At 43.9% G+C, this 20,382-nt stretch carries 17 protein-coding genes and 1 pseudogene; 6 read left to right on the top strand and 12 right to left on the bottom strand.

Annotation, left to right across the window (positions count from 1 at the left end; genetic code table 11):
• Positions 1 to 67: 67 nt before the first annotated feature.
• The gene (gene htpX / locus Vgang_RS04820) at positions 68 to 934 is read right to left on the bottom strand and encodes a protease HtpX (RefSeq protein WP_105902341.1); all 867 of its coding nucleotides are present in this window, start codon (positions 932 to 934) and stop codon (positions 68 to 70) included.
• Between the two features lie 388 nt (positions 935 to 1,322).
• Between htpX and Vgang_RS04815 the strand changes: the two genes are divergently transcribed.
• Positions 1,323 to 1,475 (top strand): hypothetical protein, encoded by a 153-nt coding sequence (locus Vgang_RS04815; RefSeq protein ID WP_170066838.1) that lies wholly within the window; start codon positions 1,323 to 1,325, stop codon positions 1,473 to 1,475.
• Positions 1,476 to 1,594: 119 nt separating this feature from the next.
• Here Vgang_RS04815 and bioD read toward each other — a convergent pair whose 3' ends face one another.
• The 4 genes and pseudogenes from bioD to bioB form a co-directional block, all read right to left on the bottom strand.
• Positions 1,595 to 2,299 carry a dethiobiotin synthase gene (gene bioD, locus Vgang_RS04810; RefSeq protein WP_105902342.1) on the bottom strand — a complete coding sequence of 235 codons (705 nt, stop codon included), beginning with the start codon at positions 2,297 to 2,299 and terminating at the stop codon, positions 1,595 to 1,597.
• Positions 2,296 to 3,099, bottom strand: a complete 804-nt coding sequence (bioC, locus tag Vgang_RS04805; protein WP_105902343.1) for a malonyl-ACP O-methyltransferase BioC — start codon at positions 3,097 to 3,099, stop codon at positions 2,296 to 2,298. The genes bioD and bioC overlap by 4 nt, the downstream gene beginning before the upstream one ends.
• A 130-nt stretch (positions 3,100 to 3,229) precedes the next feature.
• Positions 3,230 to 4,396: pseudogene (gene bioF / locus Vgang_RS04800) on the bottom strand (8-amino-7-oxononanoate synthase); the annotation flags it as partial.
• On the bottom strand, positions 4,383 to 5,450 hold the full coding sequence (bioB, locus tag Vgang_RS04795) for a biotin synthase BioB (protein WP_105902344.1): 1,068 nt from the start codon (positions 5,448 to 5,450) through the stop codon (positions 4,383 to 4,385). The pseudogene bioF and the gene bioB, both read right to left, overlap by 14 nt.
• Before the next feature lie 119 nt (positions 5,451 to 5,569).
• Between bioB and bioA the strand changes: the two genes are divergently transcribed.
• The 3 genes from bioA (at position 5,570) to Vgang_RS04780 (ending at position 8,120) form a co-directional block, all read left to right on the top strand.
• Positions 5,570 to 6,889, top strand: a complete 1,320-nt coding sequence (gene bioA / locus Vgang_RS04790; RefSeq protein WP_105902345.1) for an adenosylmethionine--8-amino-7-oxononanoate transaminase — start codon at positions 5,570 to 5,572, stop codon at positions 6,887 to 6,889.
• Between the two features lie 171 nt (positions 6,890 to 7,060).
• Positions 7,061 to 7,630, top strand: a complete 570-nt coding sequence (locus tag Vgang_RS04785; RefSeq protein WP_105902346.1) for an ATP-dependent zinc protease family protein — start codon at positions 7,061 to 7,063, stop codon at positions 7,628 to 7,630.
• A gap of 148 nt (positions 7,631 to 7,778) precedes the next feature.
• Positions 7,779 to 8,120: a cytosolic protein gene (locus Vgang_RS04780; protein ID WP_105902347.1), complete on the top strand. Its 342-nt coding sequence runs from the start codon at positions 7,779 to 7,781 to the stop codon at positions 8,118 to 8,120.
• A gap of 217 nt (positions 8,121 to 8,337) precedes the next feature.
• On the opposite strand, the gene serS is transcribed toward Vgang_RS04780, so the two are convergent.
• The 5 genes from serS to lrp form a co-directional block, all read right to left on the bottom strand.
• The gene (gene serS, locus Vgang_RS04775; RefSeq protein ID WP_105902348.1) at positions 8,338 to 9,648 is read right to left on the bottom strand and encodes a serine--tRNA ligase; all 1,311 of its coding nucleotides are present in this window, start codon (positions 9,646 to 9,648) and stop codon (positions 8,338 to 8,340) included.
• Between the two features lie 84 nt (positions 9,649 to 9,732).
• A complete protein-coding gene (locus Vgang_RS04770) occupies positions 9,733 to 11,082 on the bottom strand; it encodes a replication-associated recombination protein A (RefSeq protein ID WP_105902349.1) in 1,350 nt (449 codons plus the stop codon).
• Positions 11,083 to 11,108: 26 nt separating this feature from the next.
• On the bottom strand, positions 11,109 to 11,705 hold the full coding sequence (lolA, locus tag Vgang_RS04765; protein WP_105902350.1) for an outer membrane lipoprotein chaperone LolA: 597 nt from the start codon (positions 11,703 to 11,705) through the stop codon (positions 11,109 to 11,111).
• Positions 11,706 to 11,746: 41 nt separating this feature from the next.
• Positions 11,747 to 15,082 (bottom strand): DNA translocase FtsK 4TM domain-containing protein, encoded by a 3,336-nt coding sequence (locus Vgang_RS04760; protein ID WP_105902512.1) that lies wholly within the window; start codon positions 15,080 to 15,082, stop codon positions 11,747 to 11,749.
• A 295-nt stretch (positions 15,083 to 15,377) separates the two neighbouring features.
• Entirely contained in the window at positions 15,378 to 15,872 is a 495-nt protein-coding gene (lrp, locus tag Vgang_RS04755) for a leucine-responsive transcriptional regulator Lrp (RefSeq protein WP_086961035.1), read from the bottom strand.
• Positions 15,873 to 16,026: 154 nt separating this feature from the next.
• Here lrp and ald point away from each other — a divergent pair, with 154 nt between their 5' ends.
• Complete coding sequence (gene ald / locus Vgang_RS04750; protein ID WP_105902351.1) at positions 16,027 to 17,142, top strand: alanine dehydrogenase; 1,116 nt, start codon at positions 16,027 to 16,029, stop codon at positions 17,140 to 17,142.
• A gap of 9 nt (positions 17,143 to 17,151) precedes the next feature.
• Here ald and Vgang_RS04745 read toward each other — a convergent pair whose 3' ends face one another.
• Together Vgang_RS04745 and cysB are read right to left on the bottom strand one after the other, a co-directional pair.
• Positions 17,152 to 18,375 (bottom strand): methyltransferase, encoded by a 1,224-nt coding sequence (locus Vgang_RS04745; RefSeq protein WP_105902352.1) that lies wholly within the window; start codon positions 18,373 to 18,375, stop codon positions 17,152 to 17,154.
• Positions 18,376 to 18,381: 6 nt separating this feature from the next.
• Positions 18,382 to 19,356, bottom strand: coding sequence for an HTH-type transcriptional regulator CysB (gene cysB, locus Vgang_RS04740; protein WP_105902353.1), 975 nt, complete (start codon positions 19,354 to 19,356; stop codon positions 18,382 to 18,384).
• 124 nt (positions 19,357 to 19,480) lie between these two features.
• On the opposite strand from cysB, the gene miaE reads away from it, so the two are divergent.
• Positions 19,481 to 20,299 carry a tRNA isopentenyl-2-thiomethyl-A-37 hydroxylase MiaE gene (gene miaE / locus Vgang_RS04735; protein WP_211294034.1) on the top strand — a complete coding sequence of 273 codons (819 nt, stop codon included), beginning with the start codon at positions 19,481 to 19,483 and terminating at the stop codon, positions 20,297 to 20,299.
• The last annotated feature ends 83 nt before the right edge of the window (positions 20,300 to 20,382 follow it).

Below are 20,382 nucleotides of genomic sequence, written 5' to 3'. Positions count from 1 at the left end.
GAGTATTTTTAGACTGATGGATCATCATGTCAAATCATTCTCGGCTCTCAATTAAATTAATGCATGTTTAGTTTGAATTACGTAACGCCGCAATACGTTTATCTAATGGCGGATGACTCATTAACAGCTCCATCATGGTACGTTTGCCATTGATACCAAATGCCATCATCGAACCTTCAAGCTGAGGTTCATGGCTCATTTTTAAACGTTCCAATGCAGCGATCATTTTATGCTTACCCACTAAATCAGCTGCACCTGCGTCGGCATGAAATTCACGATGGCGGCTATACCACATGGTAATAAAGCTTGCTAAGAATCCAAATACCACTTCAAGTACCATAGAAATCAAGAAGTAGCTCATCATATTGGTGCCACCACCTTCTTCGTTATCACGCGAGCTCATCATATTCGCAATCGCTCGTGATAAGAAAATAACAAAGGTATTCACCACGCCTTGCATCAAGGTCATTGTCACCATATCACCATTAGAAATATGGCTTACTTCATGTGCCAGTACCGCTTCAGCTTCATCACGAGTCATGTTGTGCAGTAGACCAGTTGACACTGCCACCAGCGCATCATCTCGTTTGGCTCCAGTCGCAAAAGCATTGATATCGGGAGAGTCGTAGATGGCAACCGTTGGCATACCAATACCGACTTGCTGTGCTTGACGACTCACTGTTTGTAATAGCCAATGCTCTGTTTCATTACGTGGCGATTCAATCACTTGGCCTCCAACGGAACGCAATGCCATTTTTTTCGACATAAGCAATGAAATGAATGAGCCACCAAAACCAAATACAGCAGCCATCACGAGCAAACCAGACAAGCTACCTGGCTGCATTCCGGTTACTGCATAAACAATATTTAAAACAACACTGAGCACTAGCACAACAGCTAGGTTGGTTGCTAAAAATAACATCACTCGTTTCATTCTTTAACTCTCCAGTGAGATAATAACTTGCTTAAACATATTGAGATCGTTGGGTTCTTTCAATCCAAAATACACCTGACGACATTGATTTTAGATGTATAGTCATTCATTTTAACTTCAAGGTTAAGCAGTAAATTGAAACATTTAATTTCTTATTAACATTTAAAATGCCGCTCAACTTTTATGGCTTATCTAAACTTGTTTGGTTTAAATGTGATCAAGCTCTCATGATGAAACTTCAACCTAACTAATACAAGCGACTGAATTTTATCACCAATATGCATTCTGTCTGCAATTTATCAAGACATATTATACTTTAGTCTTATTGCTCAATATTCGTCCGGAGCATAAGTTATCAGCATAAATTGTGTTCAATAAGGATGTTGGTATGGCAGATAAAGAAAATTACCAAATGGCGATCGATTTATTATCGTGCCATTTAGGGTTATCAGAAGAAGAAGCAAAAGAACGATTAGGCTTGAAAGAAAAACAAGCCGACCAATCAACAAAGCTAGTACCGGAGCAAAATCCGAACCGATGAGCAAGCTGTTATACGCAGCGGTCATGAACAACTAGAAATACTTTAAGAGCCACATGTAACGATGTGGCTCTTTTCCTTTATTTAGTTCTTACCTGTTTCAGTTTGTGATCTCTTCGCTGTTAATCGAGTTGAGAAATCAATTTTTCGATATCAAGCCATTGCGGTATTTTTTCTTCTCTTGAAGATCCAATAAATGGAATTTCACCTAACTGAGGTGCTGAAATATGTTGTTGTAAAAACGCAATGTTTTCCTCAATATCCTTGAATTCACTATCTACACAATTGGCGATCCAACCTAATACTTTCACGCCATCTCTTTTTAACGCTTCCCAGGTAAGAATGGCATGATTCAAACAACCTAAGCGGATACCCACCACTAAAACCACAGGGATCTGCTGTTGCTGCACCCAATCGGATAAATAGGTTTGGTTTGCCAGTGGCACTCGCCAACCGCCTGCCCCTTCAATCAATGTCATTTCTGCCAATGATTTATGAGTAGTTAAAGCCTGATTCAGACGAGCAAAATCAATCGTAATATCGTCGCACTGAGCAGCAATATGGGGTGAGCTAGGTTGGCGTAAAGAATAGGGATTCACATCAACATAACGCATCGGTACGTTGGATGCTTGCTGCAGGGCTAACGCATCATCATTCACCCACACGTTTTGTTGCAGTTCACTTTGTAGTCGCTCACAGCCTGCTGCAATCGGCTTAAAACCAGATACTCGAAATCCTTTTTCTACCAGCGCTTTCATGAGCCGCTGAGAGACGAATGTTTTGCCGATTTCCGTATCGGTGCCGGTAATAAAAAAACTGCGGTTCATAAATACACTTCTCCTAACGCAACTTGGTAGGTTGCAGGTAATAATCCATTTAAGTCTGAGAATGGTTGATAAGCCATTTCTAACTGCTGTATGACGCTGGGCTTTGTTAACCCTCGTGCTCGACCTGCTCCGTGAGTCGCCCCAATACCTTTAAGATCTTTCATTAACGCCAATGCGGAAGGATACCAACAACGATGTGCGTAAACGTTCAAGCTCGCTTTAGATATTGCTTTAGATACTTTAGACAGATTGGATATCGCACTGTGTATGCCCGATTCAGAATGAAAATTATTGATATGCCGGTGGTTGGAATCCACGACTTTCCACGCGCTATCGAGCTCATGCAACGAGCCTTGTAGTAAAGTAGAAAATAAAAATCGACCATTTGGATTCAGGTATTGAACGGCATCATGAACGATGGGCGCTAAATCGTGACACCACTGCAATGCCAAGTTAGAAAACACAAGATCAAAACAAGACGACTCAAACGGTAAGTGCTCCGCATCTGCCACCAAATATTCCACCTCGTATTGCGAGCAACGGCTCCGGCACACCTTGAGCATGTCTGGAGACAAATCGAGTGCCACAACCTGAGCGCCTCTTTCTGCCAATAAATAAGTAAAGTAACCAGTGCCACAACCTAGGTCTAACACTCGCCAACCGGTTAAATCTTGTGGCAAACCCTGCATTAATTTGGCCCCCACATCGCGTTGAAAGGCAGCATGTTGATCATACGTTTTTGCCGCCCGACCAAAAGCATGTGCCACGGCTGACTTGTTATAAGCCTGAAATTCAGCCATGGTCTACTTCCTCACTCTTCAACTTAGCGTAACCGTACCCTACTCGCCCTCTCTTAACTGACTGGCTTTGAACGGGCTTGCTTTGAACAGACTGGCTTTCAACTGATTTACGTTCAACGTCCTGAAACAGTTCATGCTCGTAATAGCGCTTAATACAGCAAGCCAGTTGCTTAACTTCTGCTTCACTGTGGTTAGTATTCAGAGTCATTCTTAAGCGTGACGTATTGGGAGGCACCGTTGGAGGACGGATAGCACTCACCCATAAACCTTGTTGCTGTAAATAGTTCGATAAATGAATCGCTTGCTCGCTACTGCCGCATAACCAAGGATGGATGGCTGAATCACTTGGTTGCAATTGTGTGTAATCATTGAGTTCAGCTTTCAAAACCTCCGCCAATGAAGCTAATTTATCTCGCCTCCACCCTTGTGTTTGGGTCATAGAAATAGCTTGCGATAGGCAATAAGCTTGCGCAGGTGGCATCGCCGTCGAATATACATAATGACGAGCAAACTGAGTTAGATAATCGCCTAACGCTCTATCACATAAGATAGCGGCACCCGCCACACCTAAAGCTTTGCCAAAGGTCACAATCAAAATATTGGGCTTTTGCTGAACCTCTTCACACAAGCCCCCGCCCGTCTCACCGAGCACTCCAATGCCGTGAGCATCATCTAGAGCTAGCCAAGCGCGATGCAAGTTTGTAATGCGCGATAATTCAGCCAATGGCGCACTGTCACCATCCATGCTGAACACCCCTTCGCTTACAATGATCTTATTCGCCGTATTTGTAGCTTTAGCTAAAATTCGCTGCAAATCATCTGTGCTGTTGTGTTTAAAGCGCAGCATTGTAGCGGGAGATAACACCCCCGCTTCAATCAATGAGGCATGGTTGAATTTATCTTGTATGAGTAGATCGTCTTTCTGTAACAAACTAAACAACAAGGCTTGATTGGCGCTAAATCCAGAATTAAACAGTACCGCTTTTTCAAACCCTAACCATTCACATAATTGTGCTTGTAGGTTTTGATGTGGCAGGCTTGCCCCTGTCACCATAGGAGAAGCACTGCTACCGCAACCGTAGGCATCAATTCCGTGCTGCCACGCTGCTTTTAATTGCTTATCCGTAGCTAAGCCTAAGTAATCATTACTAGAAAAATTAATATAAGGCTGGCTACCAACGGCAATAGAGCCCGCCTGGCGTACAAAATAACGCTGCTGACGATACAAACCATCCGCTTGCCTTTGCTTTAAGGCTTGTTGAATTCGAACATCAAAAGCCATGTTAGCGGCCTGCATCATAAAATAAATCTTCTGCACTCGGTCTTGAAAGCACTTGAGTCGCCACTTGGGTTAATAATTCGGCCTCATGCTCAGCATCCGGTTTTAGTGTGCTTGCTTTTCGATTAATCCCCAGCTTACTAAACAACTGCATGTCGCTGTCTTCTTCTGGGTTCGGCGTGGTTAACAATTTACAGCCATAAAAAATAGAATTTGCACCCGCCATAAAACACAAGGCTTGCATTTGTTCATTCATATTTTCACGGCCAGCAGAAAGTCTTACCGCTGATTGAGGCATCATGATACGCGCCACGGCAATTAAGCGAATAAAATCAAACGGCTCAACATCTTCAACCGATTCCATTGGTGTGCCTTTCACTTTCACAAGCATGTTGATTGGGACACTCTCAGGCTGGGTTGGTAGGTTTGCTAATTCCACCAGCAACCCTGCTCGATCACTGACACTTTCCCCCATCCCAATAATGCCACCAGAACAGATTTTCATACCTGAATCTCTTACGTGCGCCAAAGTATCAAGACGATCTTGATAAGTACGCGTGGTAATAATATTGCCGTAAAACTCAGGCGAGGTATCAAGGTTGTGGTTGTAATAATCCAGGCCAGCCTCAGCCAATTGTTCAGCTTGCTCGGCGGATAGCATACCTAATGTCATACAGGTTTCGAGTCCCATGTCTTTGACGCCTTGGATCATGGAAATCAAATGTGGCATATCTCGCTGCTTTGGGTTCTTCCAAGCCGCGCCCATACAAAAACGAGTTGAGCCTGAGTTCTTCGCTTTTTGTGCCGCTTGTAATACCTTTTCCACTTCCATTAAACGCTCTTTTTCAATATCCGTTCGATAATGGGCACTCTGCGGACAATATTTACAATCCTCAGGACAAGCGCCGGTTTTGATCGACAATAGCGTACTGACTTGAACATGGTTAGCTGGGTGATATTGACGATGAATCGTTTGAGCTTGATAAAGCAAATCCATAAATGGCAGATCCAGTAATGCCTGAACTTGCTGAACGGTCCAATCGTGTCTGATGCTCTGATTCGCCTTATCCATAATTTTTGTGCTCCGGTGTATTGTTTGCATGACCTATTTATTTGGCCGTAATTAATGCTTGGCTAGTCTACGGACAGGCATTAACATGTCAACCAAATAAGAACACAATGGTTTACACAATGAATTTTCAATCACTGGATTTTGATCAAAAACACCTCTGGCATCCCTACACCTCAACCACTAACCCGCTTCCTTGTTACCCTGTTTCGAAAGCACAAGAGGTCTATATCCATTTATCGACTGGCGAAACCTTGATTGACGGAATGTCATCGTGGTGGTCTGCGATTCATGGCTACAATCATCCGTTGCTCAACCAAGCCGCGCATCAGCAAATTGAAGATATGTCGCATGTCATGTTCGGCGGGTTAACTCATCAGCCGGCGGTTGAACTCGGCAAGCGATTATTAGCCATGACACCGGATAACATTCAGCATATTTTCTTAGCCGACTCGGGGTCTGTCAGTGTTGAAGTGGCACTAAAAATGGCGCTGCAATATTGGCATAACCATGCAGCAAAACGAGGAGAAGTGAGTCAAAGAAGCCAGTTTCTGACCCTATCACATGGCTATCATGGTGATACCTTCGCAGCGATGTCGGTCACCGATCCGGATAACTCGATGCATAAAATGTATAAGGGATTTTTACCGCAGCATATTTTTGCTCAATCGCCCGCTTGCAGCCAAAAAGTGGAAGGAAAATGGCCTGAATATGATCCTAGTGATTTGGCGGATTTCGAAATAAAAATCGAACGCCACCATCCACATCTTGCCGCGGTAATATTAGAGCCCATAGTCCAAGGCGCAGGTGGAATGCGAATATATCACCCTCAATGTTTATCCAGAATTCGTGAACTCTGTGATCAATACGGACTGCTGCTTATCCTTGATGAGATTGCCACTGGTTTTGGCAGAACTGGCCGATTATTTGCTTTCGAACACGCTAACATCGAGCCCGATATTTTATGTGTTGGCAAAGCATTAACCGGCGGTTATATGACACTCGCGGCCACCCTTACCACTGAAAAAGTGGCGACTGGTGTGTGCGATGGTGAAGCAGGCTGCTTTATGCATGGCCCCACTTTTATGGCAAACCCATTAGCCTGTTCGGTTGCAAACGCAAGCTTATCGCTGTTACAACAAAACCATTGGCAGTCCCAGGTTCTCACTATAGAAAATCACTTTGAACAAGAATTACCACTGTTGCTCACCCATCCAAAAGTAAAATCTGTAAGGTGGTTGGGGGCGATTGGTGTGGTCGAAACCCATCAGCCCGTCAATTTAGAAATCATCCAGGCTAAATTTGTTTCTCAAGGTGTTTGGATTCGCCCTTTTGGCCGACTTATTTATATAATGCCGCCCTACATTTGCCAGCCAGAACATATTAAAGCCCTGATCAATGCAATACGTGTTGCAATAGAAGATGACGACTGTTTTTATTAAAATCAAAACCGCATAAAAGTATTGCAAAAAACAGGCAAAATCAGGCCCTTGTTATGCTTTAATCGATTAAAATTGTGCTATACCCAAGTAACGTCAAACTCGCATCTTGACGTCACTTGGGTATAATGAGGCTCAAATATTTCGCTCAATAAACATTAAGGCTTATTTAATATGTTTAAATGGTTACTTATCGCTTTGTTCTCATGCTCTTTCAGCACTATCGCAGCAGAACAAACCCAACCGGTTAGTAAGGTAACACCTCAAGAGGTCAGTATTGACACTCATACCAAAAGTGGCGACCTAGTGTTGGGTGAAAAAGAGTGGATATACGTAAAAGAGCTGAACAGGAATATTCTTTCTCGTGTTGATACAGGGGCGACATCCTCATCAATCAGTGCTGTTGATATCAAAACTTACAAGAAAGACGGTAAAAATTTCGTCGATTTCAAATTGGCGCATAAAAAGTGGAAGAGTAAGACGCTCACTTACCCTGTGACTCGCTGGGTTGAAGTGGTGCAATCTACAACAGATGAGCCATCAGCATCTCGCCCTGTAGTACAACTTGATGTGCAACTTGGTGATTACAAAACCAAAACCGACTTTACTCTGACCGACCGTACCCACTTACAGTATCCAGTACTGCTTGGTCGTACTTTCATTGATAATGTTGCGATTGTAGATGTTTCACACAAATACATTCAACCACGTGTGAAAATCGAAAAACCAGCAAAACAAGATTAAGTAGCAAAAGTCGATAGCGAAGAAAAGTCGACAGAAAAGTAATCGCTGACTACCGCTAGATAGCTATAGAATCACTTTCAAAAATCAACCGAAGCTCGATCATATTGGCTTCGGTTTTTTGTTATAGAGAAAAGTAAAGAGCAAAACTATGTTTATCCACCACGTTAACGATATCGACTGGTTAGTGATTACCGCTTTTGAAGAATTGAAAACCCTGTTTATCGAAGATGCAGGCACAATCCCTTCAAGCTTTTCAACGACCAGCGAGCTAAGCCTGATTGATCAAGCTAAGCGCACTTACGGATATTTACCTACCTTGCGCGGCGTGATAACCGACACAGGTACTTTTCAAAGCCAAGATAATGAAGAAGATTTACAGCCTCAGCTTGCCTGTTTAGTCGAAGGGCGTGGTCGGGTGTTTATCTATCACGGCGGCTTTGTGGCTTTTGTCGATGACGAGCAAACCTTTATTACTCGTATTATTGAGTAAGTTGGATGCAACAAATTGCATGAAGCAAGACTTGGATTTCAGATAAGTTTCATTGAGATGACAAATTCCGCATAACGCCTACCTCATTTCAAGAATGACACGCTGAGAGTAGGAAAATCGTGCGATCTTAGCGCTGACTAAAAGTAATAAAAAAGCGGCTGAGTTATAGGACTCAGCCGCTTATTTTTAGTTGCTTTAATACAACAACCTTAAGGGATTAACCACCGATGTGAGTTAAACCGTTCATGTATGGGCGCAGCACTTGTGGAATCTCGATACGGCCATCCGCTTGTTGGTTGTTTTCCAAAATCGCCACCATAGTACGGCCAACTGCTAAACCAGAACCATTTAGTGTGTGAACAAGCTCAGGTTTTTTCTCACCTTTACGGCGGAAACGAGCTTGCATGCGACGTGCTTGGAAATCACCACAGTTAGAACACGAAGAAATCTCACGGTAAGTTTGTTGCGCAGGTACCCAAACTTCTAAGTCGTAAGTTTTGGTTGCGCCAAAGCCCATATCACCAGTACATAGAATCACTTTACGATATGGCAATTCTAGTAGTTGTAATACTTTTTCAGCATGACCAGTCAATTCTTCCAGTGCATTCATTGATTCTTCTGGTTTCACGATTTGAACCAATTCGACTTTATCGAACTGGTGCATACGAATTAAACCACGAGTATCACGACCGTAAGAACCCGCTTCTGAGCGGAAACACGGTGTATGTGCCGTCATTTTAATCGGTAAATCCGCTTCATCGGTGATCGTATCACGAACCATATTCGTCACTGGAACTTCCGCTGTTGGAATCAGTGACAATGTTTTCAGCGGTTCATCGCTCACTTGCTCAGTTAGAGGACGTGTATGGAATAAATCTTCACTGAATTTTGGTAGCTGACCGGTACCGAATAAACTGTCTGAATTCACTAGGTACGGTACGTACATTTCTGTATAGTCATGTTGTTCCGTGTGCAAATCCAGCATAAATTGAGCAATAGCACGATGAAGACGCGCAAATTGACCTTTCATCACAATGAAACGAGAACCCGTTACTTTTACTGCGCTAGCGAAATCTAAACCATCACCCATCTCACCAAGATCAACATGATCTTTTAGTTCAAAGTCATAAGTTTTAGGTTCGCCCCAACGTGCCACTTCTACGTTGTCTTCTTCATCTTTACCATTTGGCACAGAATCATCAGGCAAGTTTGGCACCGCAGAGGTAATTTCATCGAGTTGAATCTGTAGCTCAGCTAAAGCAGTTTTTGCTGCATCAAGATCCGCACCTAAGGTTCCTACTTCCGCAAGAATACGTTCTGCTTCTTCGTGATCGCCTTTGGCTTTTGCTTGACCGATGGATTTCGAACGGGAGTTACGCAATGCCTGTAAGTCTTCTGTTTTCACTTGTAGCGACTTACGTTGTTCTTCAAGGCTGCGGATGCTTTCGACATCCAGCGTAAAGCCACGACGGGCTAGTTTTTCAGCTGTAGTGTCCAGCTCTGTTCGAAATAATTTAGAATCAAGCATTGCTAATCCTGTTGTCTAAGTATGATTTAAAATAAGGTTGCGTTGGCCCCTGCCACACAACAATAAAAAGATACCCAAAAAGCACTACTTTTGATAGCGCTTTTGTGGGCTTTTTGCATCTAATTCAGCCAAATACTCTAGCTTGTCGTTAATTTTCGCTTCTAAGCCACGGTTGGTGGGGAAATAATAACGAGTATCGGCCATTTCTTCAGGAAAGTAATTCTCTCCAGCTGCATAAGCACCCGGTTCATCGTGGGCATATCGGTATTCTTGCCCATAGCCCATATCTTTCATTAAATTGGTCGGTGCATTGCGTAAATGCAATGGAACATCAAATTCTGGTTGGTTATGCGCATCGGTTAGCGCTTGCTTCCATGCCGTATATACCGCGTTACTTTTTGGAGCGCATGCAAGATAAACAATCGCTTGTGCAATAGCACGTTCACCTTCTGCTGGGCCAATCCGAGTAAAACAGTCCCAAGCCGAAATCGCAACTTGCATGGCTCGTGGATCGGCATTACCAATATCTTCTGATGCTATCGCTAATAAACGCCGTACAATATATAAAGGGTCGCATCCTGCCGTCATCATTCGCGCTGCCCAATATAACGCGGCATCTGGATTGGAACCGCGGATCGACTTATGTACCGCAGAAATTAAGTCGTACCACATGTCGCCTTTATTATCGAAACGAGCAATTTTCTCGCCAGCCACCTCCGCTAATAATGCCAAGGTAATGGCTTTTTCTCCTTGCGCATTTTCTTCGGCAAGATCGTACAAAAGCTCAAGGTAGTTCAGTGACATACGGGCGTCACCATTGACTAAATCCACTAAGCGTTCAAGAGTTTGCTCTTCAAAGCTGGCTTTGATTTTCCCTAAACCTCGCTCCGGATCATCAATCGCTTGGCGCAAAACCGCCATAATATCATCGTGATTAAGAGACGTAAGTTTATAAACACGAGCGCGAGATAATAATGCGTTGTTCAGTTCAAATGAGGGGTTTTCGGTCGTTGCGCCAATAAAGGTGACAGTGCCATCTTCAATATGAGGTAAAAATGCATCTTGTTGGCTTTTGTTAAAGCGATGCACCTCATCCACAAATAGCACGGTTTTTCGGCCAGATAGTTTATGCTCTTTGGCTTTATCAATTGCTAAGCGGATATCTTTAACACCAGAAGTAACCGCTGAAATACGCTCCACTTCGGCATTGGCATAGTTAGCAGCCACTTCAGCTAATGTCGTTTTGCCTGTACCAGGTGGCCCCCACAGAATCATGGAATGCAAGTGACCGGCCTCTAACGCACGACGAAGTGGTTTATTCGGGCCTAAAATATGTTGCTGACCGCAGTAGTGCTCAATCGATACTGGCCGCATACGAGCGGCCAGTGGTCGAAAGTCTTCATCAGCAGAGAAATCTAAGCTGTAATTACTCATTCTTCTTGCTCTAGGCTCTGTTGGCCTTAACGCTGATCATCAACCTCAACGCCTTTCGGCACTTTGAAACTAAACAGTGAAGATGCCGGTTTCTTCATCGTGAAGTTAGTGAACACAAATTGGCTTTGTTGACCGTCTTGTTCAATCACATTAAACGCTTGTACCACACCTTGAGGCGTGATTTTAATTTGGAACGTACCAACTGTGCTGTCTTTCGCCGCAGGTTTTAAGGTAAACGTATCATTTGATTGTGTCACCGTGTAGTTCGCCCAATCACTCGCACGGTTACGCGTTAGTAACACAAATGGTGTTTGAGCAGTCGCTTGTTCTTGACTCAAAATAGTCACTTGCTCGACAAACGGGCTGTAATACCACACCGTTTTACCATCGGAAACGAGTAGCGTTTCATCCGGCGACGTGGTTTTCCAACGGAATAAGCTAGGACGAGAAATATCCGCCGTCCCTTGTCCATCGAGTAACACTTCACCTTCAGGGCTAGTGACTTTTTGAGTGAAATTAGCACTGAACCCATCATTTTTAGTTAGGCGGGTATTTAATTCATCTTTTGGCGCGGCAAGCACACTTGCACTCGCAAATAACAACACTAGCAACCAGTTTTTCATATCTATCCTCGATGTTAAAAACTTAGACCAACCCGTTTCGATTAATCGAATTGTTTGATCGGTGGTGGAGCAATAACTTCACGGTTTCCGTTATGCCCCGGTGCACTTACGACACCTTGCGCTTCAAGTTGTTCCACAATCCTTGCCGCACGGTTGTAACCTATTTTGAAACGACGTTGAACACCTGAAACTGAACCACGGCGAGATTCTGTTACAAATTCAACCACTTGGTCATAAAGTGGGTCGACGTCTTCTTCACTTTCTAACTGTTCACCTGGTAACAAGCTTTCTGCTGTTGGTTCACCATGAACAATTTCATCAATATAAACTGGCTTACCACGCGCTTTCCAATCGTTTACAACTGCGTGGACATCATCATCCGATGCGAATGCACCGTGAACACGTATGGTATGGCTAGAACCTGGTGGTAGATATAGCATATCACCCATACCCAATAATGATTCAGCACCACCTTGGTCAAGAATGGTACGCGAGTCGGTTTTGGTTGATACCGTAAAGGCAACACGCGTTGGAATGTTGGCTTTAATCAAACCCGTGATCACATCTACCGATGGACGTTGTGTCGCTAGGACAAGGTGAATACCGGCTGCACGCGCTTTTTGAGCAAGGCGAGCAATCAACTCTTCCACTTTTTTACCAACCACCATAATAAGGTCAGCAAACTCATCCACGATCACTACGATATAAGGTAATTTTTCCAATAGAGGTGGCATTTCATCCATGCTATCACCTGGTTGCCATAAAGGATCGTGAATTGGGTGCCCTGCTTCTGCTGCCATTTTCAGCTTTTCGTTGTAACCTTTTAAGTTACGCACACCAATGGCTGACATCAATTTATAACGACGCTCCATCTCTCCAACACACCAACGTAGTGCATTCGAGGCATCTTTCATATCCGTCACAACTTCAGAAAGAAGATGAGGAATACCTTCATAAATCGACAATTCGAGCATTTTCGGGTCAATCATGATGAATCGAACATCTTCTGGCGTTGATTTATACAACATACTCAGAATCATCACGTTTACGCCGACAGATTTACCTGAACCCGTCGTACCGGCAACAAGAACGTGAGGCATTTTCGCTAAATCAGCCACCACGGCTTCACCCGCAATATCTTGCCCTAATACCACCGCAGTTGGTGATTTATTATTCTGGAAGGCTTCGCTGCTGATCACATCCGAAAGGTATACGGTTTCACGGCTCATGTTAGGCAATTCAAGACCAACATAAGGTTTCCCCGGGATCACTTCCACCACGCGAACAGCCATCGCCGAAAGCGATCGAGCCAAATCCATCGATAAACCAGAAATGCGGCTTACTTTAACACCGGGTGCAAGATCCAATTCAAAACGAGTAATGACAGGACCTGGGAAGATATCCACTACTCGTGCTTCAATTTTGTAATCTGCTAATTTTGATTCCACTAAGCGAGCAATTTCTTCTAGCGCTTCACGATCAATATTGTTCTCACGCTTTTCAGGGTGATACAAAAGCTCCAATGTCGGCATTGGCGAAGTCGGTACCGGTAAATTCACATCGTTTTGTACCAAGAATGGATTCTGTGAAGCCAATGCATTGGCTTGAGCTGCTGCAACCATCGTTTGGAAGGCAGCGGAATCTTGGTCTTCGGATTCTGGCGCTTGTGGTGACGTTGCGCCGTTATCTGCCTGTTCTTTCGGTTCTTTTGGTGCTGTTGCTTCAACTTGAGGCTGTGACTCACCTGTTTCTTGTGCAGATGCTGCTTGTTCATGTGGTGCAACTCGAGACTCAGCATTCGAGGCAGATACCGCTGGGTTATTCCCCGATTGTGATTCAGGTTGAGTGCGTTCAGTAACGACAGACGTTGACTCTTGCGTAACGCTGTCCGTTGCATTTGACTCAGGCGCAACATTTAACTCAGCCGAAACAGTCGGAGAAGTATGTGATTCTGTAGGCATTGATAAAGGTGCATGAGTGCTCGGCTTCTCATCATCAAGAATTGAATCCAGATCGCCTAATACTGGGCCTTGTTCATCATCTTCAACTGGAGTGTCTTGTTCAACTGGAATAACTTGGCTAGCTTGTTGCGCTGCAGCATTTTGCTGAGGCATCTCAACCGCAGGAGGAGTTTGCATACCCTGTGTACTCATTTTCTCAGGGGCGTCTTGATCGACAAAATCATCTTCCGATACTGCTTTCTGATCCAATTCCGCGATCGTCGCATTCGGATTTTGATAACGGTCTTGTGTACGCGTAAATTCAGAAGCGGCGGTATTCGTCTCCAGCTGAACGTCTGAATTTAATGGTGATTGCTCAGCAAGTGATTGAGGTTCAGAGCGTAACTGTGATGGCACTGCAACTGGCTCAGATTTAGGTGCTGGTGTCGGCGCAAACAGAGGATCATTCATGTCCTCTTCGCTAAGTTCAAAGTTATCTTCAACTTTCGGAGTCGCTTGAACCTTCTCGGCTTTGCTCGCTCGACGCGGGAAATGAATATTGAAGCGTTTCTTCTTCGCTTCTTTTTCATTGCTGTGTTCACCATCCCCTACTTGCTCATCATCCACATCAAGATTGTCGGTACTCATGCGAGGGATATCACCAAGCTCATCTTGTTCTTGTTCAGCGGCAAGGGGCTTTAACGACAATGCATCGTCATCAATTCCATCTACACGCATTTGACTTAATTCGGCTTGTTGGAATTGGTTGGCTGATAAAGTGGTTGGCTCACTATGACGAACACGGTTGAATAAACGTTGAGTAAAACGCAATGCCGCCTGGCCAAGGTGTTCAACAATGCTCAACCAAGAAATGCCCGTTAATAGCGTAAAACCTGCGCCCCACAGGAACATGAACACCAAAGTGGAACCGAGAATATTTAATGCTGGCGTTGCAATCGAAGTGAGTACATCACCAATAACACCACCAGATGAGAAGTACCAGATATCATCAAAGTTGATATCGGCTAATCCACAACTGGTAAATAGCATGATAACTAGGCCTAAAAGGCGGGTTCCCCATAAGAGAAAATCAATCGTTTCGCCTTCATCGCGTGAACGGAAAAACGCCCAGCTTGCGCCAAGAATAATAAAAGGAAGTGGGTAGGCAAAAACACCAAAAGTAAAGAACAGTGTGTCCGCAAGCCATGAGCCAATATAACCACCAGCGTTATGTACGCTACCGCCCCATGCAGTTTGAGACCAGGAAGGATCGGCTGGGTTAAATGAGAAAAGCGCAACCATCATCAAAATAGCGATAAGTAGGCCAAGGATCAGGCCACATTCTTTTAAGCGTTGTGAACCATTAAGACGTGGTTTCGCCTTAGATTCTTTTGCTTTAATGATTGTGATGGTTTTCGACTTGCCTTGCTTGAAAATATTTTTACTGTACGTAAACAAAACGTTCCCCTATTCCGAGTGGTTATTGGGCGTTTATTCTTATTTAGAGATAAGTTGCCAAAGGGTGCATCCTTTATAAGGTTAGCAACTCTGATGTGAAATAAGAATAATTCACTCGGTGGTCCAAAATACAACGAGCGGCCCTAGGACAAAGCCTCGACCGCTCGCTAGACAACACTCGATACAATAACCGAAATAGGCGGAAAAACCTATACCCAAACGATGCCTAGAGTCAGATTTGAACACATCTTGACATCGTTCGAACAGATTTTGATTATCGAGTTTGAATCACCAGTTGATTTGACTGTTTAACTTCTTCCATAACTACGTAAGTACGGGTGTCGTTCACACCTGGAAGACGCAATAACGTATCACCTAGTAACTTGCGATATGCACCCATATCCGATACACGCGTTTTAAGTAAATAGTCAAAATCACCTGAAACAAGATGACACTCTTGAATATCATCCAGCTTTTGTACTGCAGTATTAAATTGCTCAAATACATCCGGCGCACCACGGTTAAGCGTGATCTCTACGAACACTAACAATGATGCATCAAGATATTGAGGATTTAAAAGTGCGGTGTAGCCAGTAATGTAACCTTGACGTTCAAGGCGTCGTACACGCTCTAAACATGGCGTTGGAGACAAACCTACACGCTTTGAAAGCTCTACGTTTGAAATTCGACCATCTTTCTGCAATTCATTTAGAATATTGCGGTCAATCCTGTCCAAGTCCTTTGATGGCTTTTTATAATTATCTGTCATTGATATTCACCTTAATTACTTCCCTGCAAAAATATATTCTACATTCTCTTTATATTCAGAATCAAATATTACCAAATCATAACTACACTTTACATTAGCCCGGCGAATGTGCCTTAAGCCAGACATAACAACCACTAATGTAAGAGGGTTCAGAATGAAAATTGGTGTCCCAAAAGAAATCAAAAATCACGAATATCGTGTCGGTATGATCCCTGCGAGCGTAAGAGAAGTTGTCTCTCACGGTCACCAAGTGTTTCTCGAAAGTCAGGCCGGAGCCGGAATTGGCTTCTCTGACCAAGATTACATCGCCGCAGGCGCGTCCATTCTTCCCACTGCAAAAGAGGTGTTTTCTACTGCAGATATGATTGTTAAGGTTAAAGAACCTCAATCCTCCGAGCGAGCTTTGCTCAAAGAAGGGCAAATATTGTTCACTTATTTGCACCTAGCGCCAGATTTCCCACAAACGGAAGACCTAATCCAGAGCAAAGCCGTCTGTATAGCCTATGAGACTGTAACAGATTATATGGGTCGTCTGCCACTATTAGCTCCAATGTCCGAGGTTGCGGGCAGAATGTCAATACAAGCTGGCGCACAAACTTTAGAAAAATCTCATGGTGGCAGTGGCTTACTCCTCTCAGGTGTACCTGGAGTGATGCCAGCTAAAGTCCTCATTCTCGGTGGCGGGGTCGTGGGTTCCAATGCAGCGAGAATGGCCGTTGGCTTACGCGCAGATGTCACTATCTTAGATAAAAACACCGATACCCTACGCCGCTTAGATGAAGAATTTCAAGGTACAGCTAAAGTCGCTTATTCAACTCAAGAGCTGCTTGATCAGTTAATCAGTGAAGCTGACGTAGTGATTGGCGCTGTACTGATCCCTGGTGCCGCAGCCCCTAAACTTGTTCAACGAGAACATTTGAAACGCATGAAGCCCGGCTCGGCTTTGGTGGATGTCGCCATTGACCAAGGTGGATGTTTTGAAACATCAAAACCCACGACCCATGCTGAACCCACTTATATTGTTGATGATATTGTGCATTACTGCGTAGCAAACATGCCTGGAGCCGTGGCAAGAACGTCCACTTTTGCGCTTAATAATGCCACCCTGCCCTATATTCTCAAACTCGCCAACAAAGGGTATCGACAAGCTTTACTCGATGATCCGGGCTTCTTAAAAGGGCTAAATGTTATTCATGGTCACCTTACTATTAAAGAGGTCGCTGAAGGGTTTAATCTCCCGTTCATGGATGCGAAGCAAGCGTTGAGTTAAGACCTAGCGTTAAATCTGAATCGCTTGAATTAATATATTCCGTGGCGTGATGTCTCGCGAACAAAAAATGCTGAGGGAGACATCATAGCCGCTTTGCTGTAAACGCAATGCCTTGTCGCACACGAGCCACATTTCCAGCGGCCGACGAAACACTTGTTGGACGAGACTCAACCTTTCCATTTGTAAAAACCGTGTCTGACCTTGCTCAAACCAATATGTGAGTGTATTGGGTAGCTCAACATTCAACTGTTTTTGCTCTATGGCCCAATGGCAGAAGAATTCAAACCCTTCACTCAGTAACGACTTTTTTATACTTGGAATAGGTAGATACTCATCCGTTTGCTGAAGGTGCTTTAACAGTGAATCAAAAGCTAAACGATACGTCATTTCCAACTCGCGATGGCGAGACACACGTTCACCACCCGTAACGGTTTCTTGCAATGGGATCCGCAAATCATGCTTTGACAAACACAGCTGAGATTCTTGCCCAAGTTGTGACAATGGTTGGTAATGATCAGTTTGAATTAAGTGGTAGCAACAAGGAGAAATCGTTGCACCTGCCAGTTTAAAATCGCACACATGCTGAATGAGATGAGCATGCAAATCCCCGCACGCATGCAATGCCACCGCATGTTGTGTCGGTTCAAATACAGAAGTACACTGCTCAGAAAGAGCATCACCTTGTACAAAAGTCATCGGCAAACCATGCTTATCAGCTAAGTCTTGCCCCGCTTCACACAACGATTTCTGCCATTCAAAACTGACAACTGGCTTAAACGATTGTTGCGCAAGCCACTGACCTAAATAGCCTTTACCTGCACACCATTCAAGCCATGAGTGATGATGTGTTATGTGTAAAGCCGCCATACCCATTGCACTAATTTGCTGCCACTTTCTACCAGGTATGCCTACGCTGAGATGTTGAGTATTAGGGTGATGTTGAATATTGGGGAGCTCTCGCGACTCAAAACTTGGCAACTCACATTGTTGCCACATGTATTGAAGATCGGGAATATACGGTTCTAACGCTGATATTAACGCGTCATTATTGGTTTTGTATTTTTCAATATCAGCCGCAGTGAGCGTTTGTATAAACTCAAACAGATCACCATGTTCTGGCCACGGTGATTGTTGTTTTTCACTCAAATGAAAAGGCTCGATACGCCAGAAATGTTGCTGAGCCAGCAGCGCTTGATCTAATGACCTGAAGCGCTGCTTAAGATTACTATCCATAAATCGTTAACGGACAGGCAATTGAATGTCTTTAAACATGGCTTCAATTTCTTGATTATTTTTCAAACCAATCGCTTTTTCTACTACAGGGCGAGTCAAATGAGGAGCGAAACGTTCCATAAAGTCGAACATATAACTTCTCAAGAAAGTACCGCGTTTAAATCCAATACTGGTGGTACTCGCCCCAAAAATATGGCTTGCATCTATCGCAACTAAATCGCTGTCTTTGTCTTTATCGATTGCCATACTCGCAAACACACCTACCCCAACCCCTAAACGGACATATGTTTTAATGACATCAGCATCCGTTGCAGTAAACACGATTTTGGGCTGCAGACCTGCTTGGTTAAAGGCGGTATCTAATTCCGAACGACCGGTAAAGCCAAACACATAAGTCACTAAAGAATATTGCGCAAGATCTTCAATGGTCACTTGCTCTAGCTCTGTCAAAGGATGCCCTTTTGGCACCACAATCGAACGATTCCAATGGTAACAAGGCAGCATAATAGCATCTTGATATAAATGCAGTGCTTCCGTAGCAATGGCAAAGTTTGCCGTCCCTTTTGATACCGCTTCTGACATTTGGCTTGGTGTGCCTTGATGCATATGAAGGGAGACTTTTGGATATCGCTTAGTGAAACCTTTGATCACATCGGGCAAGGCATAACGAGCTTGAGTATGAGTCGTAGAAATATTCAAAGTACCGCATTCGGGGTTAGTATGTTCCCCCGCAACCGCTTTAATACTCTCAACACGCGATAAAATTTGCTGAGAAATACGCACGATCTCTTGGCCAGCTGGGGTAACCTGCGTCAAGTGCTTACCGCTTCGCTCAAAAATTTGAATCCCCAATTCGTCTTCTAACAAACGAACTTGCTTACTGATCCCTGGTTGAGAGGTAAATAAATTTTCTGCCGTTGCCGACACATTCAAATTGTTATTAACGACTTCAACAATATATCTCAGCTGCTGTAACTTCATCTGGCTTCCCTCTCCATCAGCGTAATACGGTTACTTATAAGGTTTAGTTATAACGTGTCTGCCGGCATTTTCCTAGCATAATCACGATAAAAAGACAGTGTGAGTACGGATTAAATTACTTTCTATGATAAAATCCGCTCAAAATTGTCCTAAGCTCAAACTGTCATCTATGTACCAAGAATTACTTAAACCTATCCATACTTTTCTCCAATGCACCACGCCCGATGCTTGGATAGAAAAAGCGAAACAACCAGAAAATCTCAATGCTTTATTAATTGACCACTGCAACTGTGAGCTGAAAGCCGCGCAAACTGCCATGTTTATGGTGCGTAAATATGCGGTTGATGGCGCCAGTGGTGACACTTTAATGCAATGGGCTAAACCTTATGAAGACTACGTTTATAAATGCATTCGAGATGTCAAATTCCCTGAAAAAAGCATCATGCAATCAAGTAGCCTAACGGTGAAAGCTGGTTTCGAGCATGGCCAAGATCTGGTTGATAAAATGGTTCGCTTGATCAAAGAAGAGTTCCACCATTTCGAGCAAGTGCTAGAAATCATGGAAAGCCGTGATATTCCGTATCAAAACCTCACTGCTGGTACGTATGCCAAAGGCTTGATGAAAATGGTGCGTACTTATGAGCCTGCCGCCTTGATCGATAAGCTGATTATCGGCGCATATATTGAAGCCCGTTCGTGTGAACGTTTTGCTAAATTAGCCCCATTTTTAGATGAAGAGCTGAATAAGTTCTATGTTTCCCTGCTTCGCTCAGAAGCGCGTCATTATCAAGATTACTTAGCCCTTGCCGAAGCTATTGCCGGAGAAGATATTTCAGAACGTGTACGCTTAATTGGTCAACGTGAAGCCGAATTGATTGAGCGAGAAGAAGTCGAGTTTCGTTTTCATAGCGGTGTACCTGTAGAAGCTACCGTCCTCGCCTAACGAACCAGGAACCAGGAACCAGGAACCAGGAACCAGGAACCAGGAACCAGGAACCAATGTATACAAAAAGAGCTTAATGCAAA

It is taken from the genome of Vibrio gangliei (assembly GCF_026001925.1).
Taxonomy (GTDB): domain Bacteria; phylum Pseudomonadota; class Gammaproteobacteria; order Enterobacterales; family Vibrionaceae; genus Vibrio; species Vibrio gangliei.
Note: the sequence above shows the minus strand (reverse complement) of the source record. Positions and strands in the feature narration are given on the sequence as shown.

Bases quoted from the DNA above. Each gene is read 5' to 3' on its own strand.
- htpX (WP_105902341.1), bottom strand. From the start codon at position 934: ATGAAACGAGTGATGTTATTTTTAGCAACCAACCTAGCTGTTGTGCTA.
- Vgang_RS04815 (WP_170066838.1), top strand. From the start codon at position 1,323: ATGGCAGATAAAGAAAATTACCAAATGGCGATCGATTTATTATCGTGC.
- bioD (WP_105902342.1), bottom strand. From the start codon at position 2,299: ATGAACCGCAGTTTTTTTATTACCGGCACCGATACGGAAATCGGCAAA.
- bioC (WP_105902343.1), bottom strand. From the start codon at position 3,099: ATGGCTGAATTTCAGGCTTATAACAAGTCAGCCGTGGCACATGCTTTT.
- bioB (WP_105902344.1), bottom strand. From the start codon at position 5,450: ATGGATAAGGCGAATCAGAGCATCAGACACGATTGGACCGTTCAGCAA.
- bioA (WP_105902345.1), top strand. From the start codon at position 5,570: ATGAATTTTCAATCACTGGATTTTGATCAAAAACACCTCTGGCATCCC.
- Vgang_RS04785 (WP_105902346.1), top strand. From the start codon at position 7,061: ATGTTTAAATGGTTACTTATCGCTTTGTTCTCATGCTCTTTCAGCACT.
- Vgang_RS04780 (WP_105902347.1), top strand. From the start codon at position 7,779: ATGTTTATCCACCACGTTAACGATATCGACTGGTTAGTGATTACCGCT.
- serS (WP_105902348.1), bottom strand. From the start codon at position 9,648: ATGCTTGATTCTAAATTATTTCGAACAGAGCTGGACACTACAGCTGAA.
- Vgang_RS04770 (WP_105902349.1), bottom strand. From the start codon at position 11,082: ATGAGTAATTACAGCTTAGATTTCTCTGCTGATGAAGACTTTCGACCA.
- lolA (WP_105902350.1), bottom strand. From the start codon at position 11,705: ATGAAAAACTGGTTGCTAGTGTTGTTATTTGCGAGTGCAAGTGTGCTT.
- lrp (WP_086961035.1), bottom strand. From the start codon at position 15,872: ATGACAGATAATTATAAAAAGCCATCAAAGGACTTGGACAGGATTGAC.
- ald (WP_105902351.1), top strand. From the start codon at position 16,027: ATGAAAATTGGTGTCCCAAAAGAAATCAAAAATCACGAATATCGTGTC.
- Vgang_RS04745 (WP_105902352.1), bottom strand. From the start codon at position 18,375: ATGGATAGTAATCTTAAGCAGCGCTTCAGGTCATTAGATCAAGCGCTG.
- cysB (WP_105902353.1), bottom strand. From the start codon at position 19,356: ATGAAGTTACAGCAGCTGAGATATATTGTTGAAGTCGTTAATAACAAT.
- miaE (WP_211294034.1), top strand. From the start codon at position 19,481: ATGATAAAATCCGCTCAAAATTGTCCTAAGCTCAAACTGTCATCTATG.